Below are 13,060 nucleotides of genomic sequence, written 5' to 3'. Positions count from 1 at the left end.
GTTATGAAGGGACAGTTCCGCCCAAAAATGAATCCTAACGTGATTTAGAAATTCTGTGCCTGTCTGCCTCAACCTCTGAAAAAGCGGGGCTTCCTTTAGTGATGTGAGCCTGATTCTGAGAAGTGAGAGGTTTGTTCAGAAAATGAATTTGGTTAGACTGAATTGGGTGATGGGTAGTAGATGGATTGGTTATGTGGAAGATATGCCTTGAATGGTCGGAAGACAAAACGAGGATTTTAGCTCGCCTATCGGGAGATATTGAACTCGGAGGTGAGCTAAATCAGAAGGAGTTACCTGAACAGCTTCAAGCAATGAATGCCAGTCAGGCGTTCGTTGATGACGCTGAAGTGGTTCGATTCATTAACTGTGCTCGTGAGCGTAAAGCAGAAGCATACGAAGGTATTGTCGTTGCGCAGATTAAGAATGCTCTGGTAGAAGTTGAACTGTCGAACAACGACATGCTCGCGAGCATGAAGATTGTAGGTGCTTATGGTGGCCGTGGTTTGCGTGGCCCTGAAATCGTTCAAGCACTTGCTCATGCGAGAGTATCGAAAGGCATTAATAAGTTGGCGCTTAAAAAAGTAATGGTCGTCAGCAATCAACTCAAACCCGGAGAAACCTTCACTCAACCGGTCGCCGTTGGTAAACAACCAGTCAAAGGTAAAGACGCCATCTTTACGCCTCTCGTTAAAGACATCACCAAACGTATCCTCAAACCAAAAGAAGGCCAAACCACTAGCGACAAAATTGATTTACGAAACTTAGGTGAAACCATTGCCGTGGACGTGGGTGATGAGGTCATGCGTCGAACACCTGCTACCAAGGGCGTTCCGGGTTTTACTGTCCAAGGGCGAGTGATTCCTCCTCAAGCCGGTAAAGACAGTCCTATTAAACCGGGTAAGGGGACAGAAATTAGCAAAGCCGATCCTAATCTTCTGATTGCTTCTGTATCTGGTACGCCTCTCATCAAAGATAAAACCATCGAAGTTGATAGCGCTCTGTGTTTAAACAGTGTGGGTGTGAACACAGGGCACGTTAAGTTTAAAGGCAATGTCATCATCGGCGGCAACATTGAATCTGGCATGATCGTCAAAGCGACAGGCTCTATTACCGTTGGTGGGTTTATTGAATCCGCGGACGTGCAAGCTGAAGGCGACATCCAAGTCGCGAAAGGCATTATTGGCCACACAGTGAGTGATGGTCAGCCGAAAAGCTGCCACGTTCGAACCAAAACATCGATTCGTGCTAGTTACGCCCAGTATTGTGAATTGCAGTCTGGCGAAGACATAGAGCTGGCTGTGCATAGTATGAATAACGACATTGTGTGTGGACGCAACCTGACGGTACTTGATGCCAGCGGTAAAAACGGCACTTTAAGCGGTGGTGATGCCAAAGTAGGAAGTAAGGTACTTTGCTCTCAGCTTGGTGTAGAAGGCGATACCGCAACGAAAGTCGAGGCTTTTGCCTGTTACGCTGTATTCAAAGAGCGTATCGCCAACTTAAAAGAAGAATACAAATCCGCCCAAGAAGGCACGATGGATGTGATTCGTAAGGAACTTGAATTTAAGAAGCGTCCTAAAGCAGAGCGTACCGATGAAGAGCAAGCTCAAATCGAAGTAATGAAAGCGCAAAACAATGCTCGCCTTGAAGAAGTTAAACAGAAGCTAGAACACACTGAGCAGGAGTTTGAAGTCTCGCTGGAAGAGAATATCGTCGAAGCCAAAGATCGCGTGTTTACGCGCGTTACAGTGCAATTTGGAGACGAACAGGTGACTACCAAACGTACTCATGGTGGTTGTGTGTTTAGCTTTAACCAATACGAAATCAAAGTGGCGGCAAATTTAGAGGAAGAAGACGTCGTCGCGATTTAACTCTTTCATCGGAAGAATGAAAAAGCCCGTGTATTGAGAGGTACACGAGCTTTTGTTTTTAAACATCAGGCGATGTGTTCTTGGTAGTAAGCACCAAGCGCACGTACATCACTGCTGCACATGATCTTCATTGCTTGTTTAATATGGTTAATGGGCCAATCCCACCATTTGATTTCTGACAACATAGCGACACATTCGTCGTCAAAGCGTTGGCGAACAATATGATTGTGACCAACAACAATCGAGTAGGGCGGGACATCTTTAGTGATGACTGAGCGCGCCCCAATCACTGCACCATCTCCAATCTTCACGCCCGGCATGATCATCGCTTCGCTGCCAATCCACACATCATTACCCACAACAGTATCACCTGCGCGTTCAAATCCGCTTTGTACATCTTCTCCAAACTCTTCAGGAGAAAATGGAAAGGTAGAAATCCAATCTACCCGATGGCCTTGATTGCCAGCCATCATAAAGGTCGCGCCTGAAGCGATTGAACAGAACTTGCCAATGATCAGTTTGTCCACTTTTCCATAAGCACCATCTTGCCACTCTTGTTGGGTAACGCTGTCGCCCATTAAATAACGAACGGCTTGATCTTCAAAGGTTTTGCCATGATAAAAGCCCGAGTAGTAACTGTAGTCTCCCACCTCAATATTTGTGTTAGTGACATGGTCTGTGATTACTTGCCCTTTTAGCCAAGTATCGAATGCGTTCATTCGTGATTCTCCGTTCAAATTTTAAGTTGTAAGCAGTGTAGAGTCTTTCTATTATTTCCAGTAGATTGTTTTTAGAGATTCATAATTACTCTATGGAAATAAAGTGGCTAAGCTACGTGCCGATGTACATTGCTCTATGTGAAGAGAAGAGTATTGCTGGTGCGGCGAAAAAACTGCGTTGTTCAAACGCGCACGCGAGCCGTCAGCTAAGGCAGTTGGAAGAGATTCTTTCAGTACAGTTGATTCAACGTACAACAAGACAATTTAATCTTACTTACGATGGATTGCGCTTCTATCAGCAAGTAAAAGGCTTGATGGAAGGGGCGGAGCAGATTAATGAACAAGTGATGGAAAGTGACCGAGTCGCTGGGCATTTGCGCGTCGCGGCGTCGGCATCATTTGGCGCGGCGTTATTGAACCGAGCATTGATCGAGTTTCGCCGGTTATATCCGGAAGTGACGTTCGAAGTGATCTTTTCAGAAACGCCTTTGGATCTTATTGAGTCTGGCTTTGATGTGGCGTTTTTCTTCACGAACAATCCACCCGAGGGCTATATTGGCCACCATCTGCGCTCTTTACACTGTAAACCGTTCGCACACAAAGCGTACTTGTCTAATAAACCAAGCATAACTACGCCGGAAGATCTTTATCAGCTTGACCATATTGTGTATCGCAATGAAGTGTTAAACCTCGATACGTGGCACTTCCATCATATGGAAACCAAACAAAAAGTTTCAGTGGCTTTGCAAAGTGTACTCAGCTTTAATTTGGTTCAATCCATGCTTGAAGCCACTCTTGCGGGATGCGGCGTTGCCATGTTGGATGAATTCGCATTGGAGAAACTCAGCGGTGAAGAGCGATCGCAACTCGTTCCGTTACTCCCTGAATGGCAAACGGATGCGATCCTACCGCTCTATATTCTTTATCCTAAACGTGAGCATTTACCAAAGCGAACGCAGGCGTTTATTGAGTATTTCAAACAGCAATCATTTTAAACTGATAGGTTGTCTTGAGCGTGCAGGTCTTTAATTTCTGCTGTGCCTTGAAAGTGTTGATTACAAGTGCGGCAGTAGAATTGAGGCGTTAATTCGTGATAGTGGTTACCGGTAAAACAGCGTGATACCAACACCATTAAACGGGCTGTTTTGCCGTTGATGTTTTCTGGTTGAGTGTTGATGTGTTTCATCACGCGTTTGTGTTCAGTAGGTTTGTTGCAGTGTGAGCAGAATTTTACAGGCATAAGGCTCTCATATTGATTAAGCGTTTATTAATTGACGAGAGAGTACTTTGCTTAATGATGAAAAAGTAAACATGCATGTAATGATAATTGTCACCAATGCCTATTTGGGAATTCATAATGTGGCTAGTCATTGAAAAGAAGGCAGATTTCACTCCTCGAGATTTTAAAGGCAGGAAAAATATCGAGGAGGAAATCTTAGCTAACTAAAACGAGTGTATGGACATTTACAGCTCGTAACGTAGCCCGAAGTGGTAGTAGCTTTCATCTGCATGTGCACCACCAAACGAGACTTCTTGTGCGTTGTCGTAACCGCGCGAGCCATTACGGTCAACGTAACTGGTGTAGATAGAAGAGCGAGGGGTCAGTTTGTATTGCACTTCAACGGTTGTGTCTTTCAGTTCAAGCTCGTCACCATCGCTGTTTTCCAGAGAGCGGTAACCTGCACGTAACGCCCATTTGTCATTTACACTGTAAACTGCGGTCAGCTCCACGACTTTATCGGTACTGGTTTCAGAGAAGTAACCTTCTAGCTCATCTTCTGAGTAAAGCGCACCTAACATCAAATCACCCAAGTAGTAACGCGTACCCGCACCCCAAAAGGTGTAATCGGTATTGTTGTTTTCACGTGCATCGCCTTTACTTTTTTGCATTGCGACTACTGGGGCTAATGTACCCAAATCGCCCATTTCAAGGGTGTAACGTAATGCGGCGTTGTAGCCGTAATCGAGTTCAGACGTGTTGTTACCTAGGATGTAAGCCACAGATGCATCAAAGTTGCCAATACGGTTCTGGTATTGCAGCGTACCGTCTTGACGGAAAACTTGTGTCGCGGTTTTATCCACTTTATTTGCTTGGCGCGCCATAGAAACGTCTGATGACGCGAACACATCACCAATGTCGGTGAACATGATCAATCCTGATGCAACACGGCCACCTGTGATTCGACCGTAATCTTGCGCATCAATACCGGCCCAAACGTAACGCGCTGTCAGAGAAGGCTTGTCGTTCACTTGGTTGGCGTATTCTGCTGCGCCTACTTGGTATTGCGCTTGGCCAATCACAGAAGCATGTTCGTTGATGGTTTGTGAGCCATTTAAACCAATACGACCATCAAACTCGCCGTTTGTGTCGCCATGCTCGTCATTCTTATTGGTGACGTTGAAGCCAAGGCGTGAGTAAAGGTTTAAAACTGAACCGTCTTCTGCTTGATAAAGTTGAGCGGCCATCGCTGCGTTCGATGCCATTAAAGTAGGGAGAAGTAGAGTTAAAATGTGCTTTTTCATGTGAACGACCTTTTCGTTTCTATTGTTTTTAAGCACGACAAAGCCCCTTCCGAATAACGGAATAAAATCAATATCGTGAGAAGTAGAGAGAGGGTGCGCCCTTGAAAGCTCAAGGACGCGAGCTAGTTCATTCTTATAGGGGTTAGAATGATTTAGCTTAAATCAACGTCTTTGCAGCCAAAGAAATAGGTGGCTAGGAAGCCGACAATGTAAGAGATAAGCAGTCCAACGATGAACACCATCATGCCAGCAAAGATGCCACTGTCTGATGTCATCAGAGGAATCGCAACGATACCTGATGGACCGAATACGGTATTAAGGCCAACAGGTAAACCAAGGTAAGAGACTAAGCCGATAAAGAAACCACCTGCAGCACCACCAATACAAGCGGTTACGAACGGTTTAACACGCGGTAGCGTCACGCCGTAAATCAGTGGCTCACCGATGCCAAGTAGACCTGGAATGATGGCGCCTTTTACTTGTGTGCGTAGCAGCGCGTCTTTTTTAGCTTTGAAGTACAGCGCCATAGATGCACCCACTTGACCGCCACCCGCCATTGCTAGGATAGGAAACAGCGAGTTAAAACCTTGTGCTTCCATCAGAGCAAAGTACACCGGCACAAAGCCTTGGTGGATACCAAATACCACGGAAATCAAGAATAAACCTGCCAGAATCGCTGCGCCTAATGGGTTGTCATTCAAGTTTAGGAACAACCAAGACATGCCCTTGAATAGCTCACCACCGATTGGCATGATGATCAAGAAGGTGACCGCGCCCATGATCAAAAGAGTGACAACAGAAGTTAAGATCATGTCCAGATCGTCAGGCATATACTGACGCACTTTTTTCTCGACCTGAGCACCAACGATCGCTGCCATCAACACGCCAATAATGTTGCCCCGAGGATCAATCGCAAAGCCAAAGAACTCGTTCATTCCGGCGTAAATACCTGAGGTTGCATCGGGGTTGTAACCCAAAACAAATAGGGAGGCGAGTATGGCACCATTGACGCCGGAGCCACCAAACGCTTGCTGTGCGTTATAGCCAATCAAAATACTTAAGAAAGCGAACAGACCTTTGCCAAAGACCTTCATGTAGGCAATCAAATCCAACATAAACTGGCTTGGCGTTTGGTCGAGCACGAAGATTTGTTCCAATAACGTGGCAAAGCCGAGCAGCAAACCCGCAGCAATAAAGCCGGGAATCAGTGGTGTAAATATGGTGGCAAACTTACTCAGAAAACGCTGAACCGCACTGGTTTGCTTACTCTTCATCTGTTTTTTCTGCTCTGCAGCGACAGCAGAAAGATCCTGTTGTGGTGCGTCAGGCTCTTCGCTGTCACCAGAGATTAAGCTGTCGATCAACTTATTCATCATATCGGCGGCTTGCTGAGCTTTACCGGGACCAAGAATGATCTGGAATTGCTCGTCGCTTTCTACCACACCCATTACGCCGGGAATTTGTTTAATGACGGATTGGTTCGCCAAGCTGTTATTCGCGAGAGATAAACGCAAACGCGTCATACAGTTACCGCATTTACTTACGTTGTTACTGCCACCCACTGCGGCGAGCAATTGCGATACTGTGTTAGAGGTAATTTTGGCCATAGGGACTATCCTTCAGGACTAGGGCTATTTAGTTATTATTTAGTGCTGCACGAATAAAACCGTTGTGCTCGGCGAGGCGAGATTTAGCTTGCTCTGCATCCAAATCAGCCAGAATCATTAAAATTGCGGTCTTGCAGTGACGTTCACACGCTTCAAGGGCTTTTTCTGCTTCTTCTTTTGGTGCACCGGTTGCTTCAACTACGATGTTGGTTTGACGCTGAATCAGCTTGGCGTTGGTGGCTTCTACATCCACCATTAAATTGCCAAACACTTTACCGCTGCGAATCATTGCGCCAGAAGTCAGCATGTTCAGCACCAATTTTTGTGCTGTGCCCGCTTTCATGCGTGAAGAGCCGGTGACTACTTCTGCGCCCACTACCGGAAGAATCGCGATGTCTGCAGCTTCTGCCATTGCGCATGCTGGGTTACAAGCGATTGATGCTGTTGTAGCACCGACAGATTTTGCGTAATCCAAACCACCTAAAACATAAGGCGTACGGCCGCTGGCGGCGATGCCAACCACAACATCATACTGAGTCAGATTCAGCGTCTTTAAATCGTCTTGGCCCATTTGAGCGTTGTCTTCTGCGTTTTCTACCGCTTTCAAAATCGCTTGATGTCCACCAGCAATTAAACCGATAACCATATCTGGGTGTGTGCCATAGGTTGGAGGACATTCACTCGCATCAAGAATACCAAGGCGGCCAGATGTACCTGCGCCCATGTAAATCAGACGGCCACCATTGGCGAACGCTGCAGTAATGGCATCGACGGTTTGCGCGATTTGTGGCAACACTGCTTGTACTGCTATAGCGACTTTCTGATCCTCTTGGTTGATGACTTGCAGCATCTCGATGGTAGAAAGCGTATCGATCTCTGCGCTCGCTGGATTGCGGCTTTCTGTCACCAATCGGCTTAAATCAATTTTCATGTTCTGTGTACTCTTGTAAATGTTCAATCTGAGGGCGATTCTATGGAATAAAATATTCAATTTAGGTGATAAAAATCACACTTGAGGTTATTCTTTGTTCAGTGAAAGTTTGGAATAATGGCTGGAAATACTGACGCAATATCTTACGTAGATATAAGGGTTGTTAAGTTAATCAGTCAGTTAAAGAAAAGTGCGATTATTTCTGTTTTGGAATAATTTATTTAAAGTTTTTGGAATTTTGTCGTGTCCGTTATCAATAAAATCGTCGCAAGACGTACTCAGCTCTCTCACAGTGGTCGTCTGGTTGGCGATTGGATTGTCGAAAATGCAGAAAAAGCCGCGCAATTGACCAGTCAAGAGCTTGCTGAACAAGTGCAAGTGAGCCAGTCGAGCATTGTTAAATTCACCCAGAGGATTGGCTATAAAGGCTATAGCGAGTTCAAACTGGCGTTGAACGAAGATATTGGCCGCAAACAAGCGATGCAATCTACGCCACTCCACAGTGATATTTTGGCGGATGACCCGATTGCGGTTATTTCGCAAAAACTGGTTAAAGCGAAAACCGACGCTATGTTTCAAACGACCAATGCACTCTCTTATGAGGCATTTCATCAAGCGGTGAAGTGGTTAAGTGAAGCGCGCCGTGTGCAAGTGGTGGGCATTGGCGGTTCTGCGCTTACGGCAAAAGATTTGAGTTTTAAGCTGCTTAAGCTTGGGATTACCGCGCTATCAGAACAAGACAGTCACGTACAAATTGCAGTTGCGCGTACACTTTCTTCAGAGGATGTGCAGATCGCGATTTCTTTTTCAGGAGAACGAAAAGAGATTCTAGTGGCTGCGGAAGCAGCGAAAGAGCAGGGAGCAAAGGTGATTGCTTTGTCAGCTCCGGGGAGAAGCCGCTTGAGAGACATTGCCGATATCACGTTTGATACCATCGCCAATGAAACAGAGCATCGCAGCTCTTCCATTGCTTCGCGCACAGCACAAAACGTGATTACGGATCTGTTGTTTATTATTTTGGTACAACAAAGAGACGAAAGCGCACGTCAGTTGATCAGTGACATCAGTACCGATATCAAGCAGATCCTTACTTGATCGCTTCGTATAGCTAGAAATTAAAGATCTGGATCTTGCTGCAACAAAGCAATAAACGCATCGAGATGCTTTTCGATCGTGAGATCCGCCGAGATCGGGGGCAATTCCACCGTAATACAAGGCAACTGGCGTTCATTACACCAAGTTCCGAAAGACCCTGGCGTTTCGTAATCAACATCGTCAACGATGGGTAGATTGAATTGCTTGCCGAGCCATTTGGCCAAATCAGAATGAGCGGGGTCGTCGACAAACGCTAATGGTTCATGAAACGAGACCACAAATTTTGGTCTGCGCAGTTCAATCAAACTAATTAGTGCTTCAACTTCTGGCTCTAGCTGTTCTTTGCTGCCTGTTTTTACTTTCACGTCTCGAACAGGTGTATGCGAGCTCCAGCGATAGACTGTGCCGTGCTCTGTCCAATTCTGCGTAGGAAACGCACGGTTTAGATCGACTTGATTGGCGTTGGCTCGCGTACCCAGTTGGTTTGCGTCTGGGTTCATCGATAAAATTACATCGTGCTTCAGACACTCCGTTGGCAAGCTTCTTAACGCGCACGACAATCCGGCTATTGAGGCTGTCTCATCACCGTGTGTACCAGCGAGAATAAGGCCTCGCGAGTCATTTTCTACTTGTGCTGGGAAGTACAACAACGGCGCGCCCAGTACCGATCTTCCATATGATGTTGGCGTAATTAAAAATGCCGCTCTTTCCGTTCTTGGAATTAGACTCACCGTAATCTCCTGATTGTTCCAGTAGTATCTATATATAACTCATGTTACAGCAGTTGAACTTAGCATTTTGATATTACTCGGATATAAACTGAACACTTAAAGTTCGTCAATGCTTGTATGATGATTTGTGGTACTTGCTTCAAAAGACGTGTTAGGAGAACAAAAATCGATATGGAATTTAAAAAACACTCAACAGCCTTACTAATATCCTCTCTATTGACCCCATTTTTATCCGCTTCAGCTCTAGCTGATTCTTTACCTGATGGTGTGCAACTTGCACCAGAACAACACTTAGTACGAGCAAACGATGCAGAAGCGGCGACGCTAGACCCTGCAAAAGCCGAAGGCTTACCAGAGATGCACGTAATTCGTGATTTGTTTGAGGGTTTAGTGATTCAAGACCGCGATGGCAATATCGTTCCTGGTGTTGCGGAATCTTGGCAAACCGAAGACAACCAAACCTTTGTGTTCCAGCTGCGTAAAGACGCAAAATGGTCGAACGGCGATCCTGTGACAGCGGATGATTTTGTCTATTCACTGCGTCGTGCAGTGGACCCGAAAACGGCTTCTCCCAATGTTTGGTATCTAAAACTTACTAAGATCAAAAACATCGCCGACGTAGCAGAAGGTAAAAAGCCACTGGATGATCTTGGTATCACCGCCGTCGATAAACATACTCTACGCTTCGAACTTGATAGCAAGGTGCCGTACTTTGTCGCAATGACAGGCCACACTTCGATGATGCCGGTACACAAAGCAACGGTTGAGAACAGCGAAAAGCCGTGGAGTGACCCACAGCAGTTTGTTGGCAACGGTGCATTTGTTTTGGATAAATGGGTGGTGAATGAACGCATTGAACTGAAAAAGAACCCAAACTACTGGGATAGTGCGGATACTCATCTCACAGAGGTGACATACATTCCGTTTGAGAACCAAAATGCATCGATCAATCGTTATGCGGTGGGCGAAGTGGACATCACCTCAGATGTACCAACCCATATGGCGCAAAAGCTGAAGAAAGATTACGAGCAAGCGTATACCGCGGTTCCGCTACTCTGTACTTACTACTACGCGTTTAACACAACACGTCCTCCGTTCGATGATGAGCGAGTTCGTAAAGCTGTGTCTTATTCGATGATGCGTGATGTGATCACGAATGGTGTCACACAAGTGGGTAATCTGCCTGCTTATACGTTTGCACACCAGTACACGGCTGGCTTTGATGCGACTCAGCCAGAATACAGCACATGGACGCAAAAACAGCGTGATGAAAAGGCGCGTGAACTGCTTAAAGAAGCAGGCTACGGTGACGGCAAATCTTTAGATTTCAAATTGCTGTACAACACAAGTGAATCGAACAAAGCCATTGCTGTGGCCATTGCCTCCATGTTGAAGAAGAACTTAGGTGCGAAGGTCGAGTTAGAAAACCAAGAATGGAAATCTTATCTCGTTTCGCGCAGACAAGGTGATTTCGATGTCATGCGTGCCTCTTGGTGTGGCGATTACAACGAAGCGTCAACCTTCTTGAGTCTGTTACGTTCTGGTTCGTCAGGTAACTTTGCTCGTTACAGCAGTGAAGCCTACGACAATGCGATGAACGGTGCATTGGCGGCAACCGATGAGAAAGCGCGCCAAGGTTTTTATGATCAAGCCGAGCAATTGTTGGCGGCGGATATGCCAATCGCACCGATTTACTACTACATGCAAGCGCGTTTGGTTCGCCCTACGGTTGGCGGCTTTGCCAAAAACAACGTAGAGGGTCGTATTTACTCGAAAGACCTCTATATCAAGAAGTAGCGCTCAAACAAGCGATGAATACGAAGCCCCGAAGACGTATCTTACGGGGCTTCTTTTTATTGCTAGCGAGTGGAGAGCTTATTCACGAGCGCGGCGACTCGTCTGCCAAGATACTCCGCTGTTGCAACGTCTGAGGCATGCAACTGGCCGTCTTCACCACCTTGTGCAACAATGCCACTTTGCACGCCGTAGCGATTCAGATTTAGCTCGCCAGAATTGCTGATCTTATCTAATCCGACCCATATCATGCCGTGCTGGTTAGTGAGTGTTTGTAGATACTGCAACGTCATTGACTGATCGCCATTCATTGCCCCACCACTAGTAAAGCCAGCCGCGATTTTGCCCGCCCATTTTTGGTAATACCAAGATTCACTGCTTGCATCTGCAAATGCTTTAAACTGCGCCGCTACGCCGCCCATATAGGTCGGTGAGCCAAAGATAATCGCATCGCACTCAGCAAGTTCATCCATTAGGTGAGGGTTTACAAAGCGTCCCTCAATAATCTCACTGCCATCAATACGGTGAGAGAGGATTTCATATTCACCTTGCTGCCGAAGGCTTTGTTGTTCAACGCCTGCGGCAATCGCGCGAGCTAGCTGACCAGTAACGTCGGTTTTAGAGAAATAAATAATCGCAATTTTGGACACAATAGTTCCTTTTTCATTGTTGATGTTGAATCGTGCAAATAAGGCTAAAACCTAAAGCGTAGTTGAGGTCAAGAGATGGTTTGAAATGAGCACAAACAAAAAGCCGATGTATCTACATCGGCTTTTTAGTGGATTATTTCTTTCTGCGGGTATAAATGCGTGAGGTGGTTTTTGGCTCCTCTGGCTTGGCTTTTTCTTTTGCCAGTTTTAAGACCGCTTTTTGAAGCATCAAGTTGTTCGGGTAAGTGATTAGGTTGCCGTTGTCGTGCTTGATCAACACATGGAACATACGAATTTCCTGAATCTCACCACTGATGTCTTCGTCTTTATCTACCACTTTAATTCGGTCACCGACACGGTATGGGAAGACAAAGAAAATCAGAAAGCTTGCTGTAATGTTACTAAGAATCGACCATTGCGCGATGAAAGCCACACCTAATACTGCGAAAATCGATGATAGGAACAGCGACACATCGCCATAGCCAATACCAGTAACGATCGCGAAAATCGACACAAACACGAACAAAAAAGCGACGTTGAAGCAACGCTGTATAAAGCTCAGGCGTGCTTTTTTAACCCCTTTGGATTCTGCTAAATTCAGAATGGCACGGTTAGCGATTTTCTTCAGTACACGATAAGCAATCAGAATGATGACGCCCATCAACACTTTATAGCCAATAGAGCCAGCCGTGAAATACTGGCTGATTTGCTCTAGATGCATCCAATGATTCATTTCTTCAACTCGAGAATATTAAGAAGGCGCGTGTTATAGCCGATTTTGTCTCTCAAGTAATTATAAATTTCGTTTCCGCATGAGATTTGTTTTGAACAAATTTTGAGCTATATCTCAGTTCCGAATTGAGAAGAGACGAACTCTGATATCTGGTGTGTTGGCTGCTGCTAATCTAGAAACGGAGCTTACGATCGTTATGGAAAATGGTAGGGATGCGATGGAAGAAGATGAAAGGGCAATCATGGGATTAGTGGTTATTGTTGGCTTTGTGCTGCTTTGGATATTTCTCGAAGAGTTTGGATACTTTGGATTACTGACTATCAATAAATAATGTATGGTCCGCCCCGTTATTGCAACTACAATTAAGTAATAACGGAGTTGGTTTGCGCTAATGTATTCGGAGTCC

General features: G+C 45.7%; 13 protein-coding genes. 5 read left to right on the top strand and 8 right to left on the bottom strand.

Features of this window, described 5'->3' with window-relative positions; genetic code table 11:
* Positions 1-191 precede the first annotated feature (191 nt).
* Positions 192-1,871, top strand: coding sequence for a DUF342 domain-containing protein (locus OQJ86_RS20655; RefSeq protein WP_265989882.1), 1,680 nt, complete (start codon positions 192-194; stop codon positions 1,869-1,871).
* Positions 1,872-1,936: 65 nt separating this feature from the next.
* Here OQJ86_RS20655 and OQJ86_RS20650 read toward each other — a convergent pair whose 3' ends face one another.
* A complete protein-coding gene (locus OQJ86_RS20650) occupies positions 1,937-2,590 on the bottom strand; it encodes a CatB-related O-acetyltransferase (RefSeq protein ID WP_265989880.1) in 654 nt (217 codons plus the stop codon).
* Positions 2,591-2,682: 92 nt separating this feature from the next.
* Here OQJ86_RS20650 and OQJ86_RS20645 point away from each other — a divergent pair, with 92 nt between their 5' ends.
* Positions 2,683-3,585 carry a LysR family transcriptional regulator gene (locus tag OQJ86_RS20645; RefSeq protein ID WP_265989878.1) on the top strand — a complete coding sequence of 301 codons (903 nt, stop codon included), beginning with the start codon at positions 2,683-2,685 and terminating at the stop codon, positions 3,583-3,585.
* Here the strand turns inward: OQJ86_RS20645 and OQJ86_RS20640 are convergent.
* The 4 genes from OQJ86_RS20640 to murQ form a co-directional block, all read right to left on the bottom strand.
* Complete coding sequence (locus OQJ86_RS20640; protein ID WP_045422991.1) at positions 3,582-3,830, bottom strand: hypothetical protein; 249 nt, start codon at positions 3,828-3,830, stop codon at positions 3,582-3,584. The two genes, OQJ86_RS20645 and OQJ86_RS20640, sit on opposite strands and share 4 nt — an antisense overlap.
* 224 nt (positions 3,831-4,054) lie before the next feature.
* Entirely contained in the window at positions 4,055-5,113 is a 1,059-nt protein-coding gene (locus OQJ86_RS20635) for a porin (RefSeq protein ID WP_038871589.1), read from the bottom strand.
* Positions 5,114-5,265: 152 nt separating this feature from the next.
* Positions 5,266-6,720, bottom strand: a complete 1,455-nt coding sequence (murP, locus tag OQJ86_RS20630; RefSeq protein ID WP_265989874.1) for a PTS N-acetylmuramic acid transporter subunit IIBC — start codon at positions 6,718-6,720, stop codon at positions 5,266-5,268.
* Between the two features lie 28 nt (positions 6,721-6,748).
* Positions 6,749-7,651, bottom strand: a complete 903-nt coding sequence (murQ, locus tag OQJ86_RS20625; RefSeq protein ID WP_039973895.1) for an N-acetylmuramic acid 6-phosphate etherase — start codon at positions 7,649-7,651, stop codon at positions 6,749-6,751.
* A gap of 243 nt (positions 7,652-7,894) precedes the next feature.
* Between murQ and OQJ86_RS20620 the strand changes: the two genes are divergently transcribed.
* Positions 7,895-8,746, top strand: coding sequence for an SIS domain-containing protein (locus OQJ86_RS20620; protein ID WP_265989872.1), 852 nt, complete (start codon positions 7,895-7,897; stop codon positions 8,744-8,746).
* A gap of 20 nt (positions 8,747-8,766) precedes the next feature.
* On the opposite strand, the gene mpaA is transcribed toward OQJ86_RS20620, so the two are convergent.
* On the bottom strand, positions 8,767-9,477 hold the full coding sequence (mpaA, locus tag OQJ86_RS20615; protein ID WP_045461454.1) for a murein tripeptide amidase MpaA: 711 nt from the start codon (positions 9,475-9,477) through the stop codon (positions 8,767-8,769).
* A gap of 171 nt (positions 9,478-9,648) precedes the next feature.
* Between mpaA and OQJ86_RS20610 the strand changes: the two genes are divergently transcribed.
* Positions 9,649-11,274, top strand: a complete 1,626-nt coding sequence (locus tag OQJ86_RS20610; RefSeq protein ID WP_186175620.1) for an ABC transporter substrate-binding protein — start codon at positions 9,649-9,651, stop codon at positions 11,272-11,274.
* A 62-nt stretch (positions 11,275-11,336) separates the two neighbouring features.
* Here OQJ86_RS20610 and OQJ86_RS20605 read toward each other — a convergent pair whose 3' ends face one another.
* Together OQJ86_RS20605 and OQJ86_RS20600 are read right to left on the bottom strand one after the other, a co-directional pair.
* Positions 11,337-11,921, bottom strand: a complete 585-nt coding sequence (locus tag OQJ86_RS20605; RefSeq protein WP_265989867.1) for a flavodoxin family protein — start codon at positions 11,919-11,921, stop codon at positions 11,337-11,339.
* A gap of 133 nt (positions 11,922-12,054) precedes the next feature.
* Positions 12,055-12,642 carry a mechanosensitive ion channel family protein gene (locus tag OQJ86_RS20600; protein ID WP_038871578.1) on the bottom strand — a complete coding sequence of 196 codons (588 nt, stop codon included), beginning with the start codon at positions 12,640-12,642 and terminating at the stop codon, positions 12,055-12,057.
* A 208-nt stretch (positions 12,643-12,850) separates the two neighbouring features.
* On the opposite strand from OQJ86_RS20600, the gene OQJ86_RS20595 reads away from it, so the two are divergent.
* Positions 12,851-12,985: a hypothetical protein gene (locus OQJ86_RS20595; RefSeq protein ID WP_009706678.1), complete on the top strand. Its 135-nt coding sequence runs from the start codon at positions 12,851-12,853 to the stop codon at positions 12,983-12,985.
* The last annotated feature ends 75 nt before the right edge of the window (positions 12,986-13,060 follow it).

This window comes from Vibrio sp. Sgm 5 (genome assembly GCF_026241575.1).
Classification (GTDB): Bacteria; Pseudomonadota; Gammaproteobacteria; order Enterobacterales; family Vibrionaceae; genus Vibrio; species Vibrio jasicida.
The sequence above is the reverse complement of the archived record's forward strand: the minus strand, read 5'-3'. Positions and strand labels throughout refer to the sequence as shown.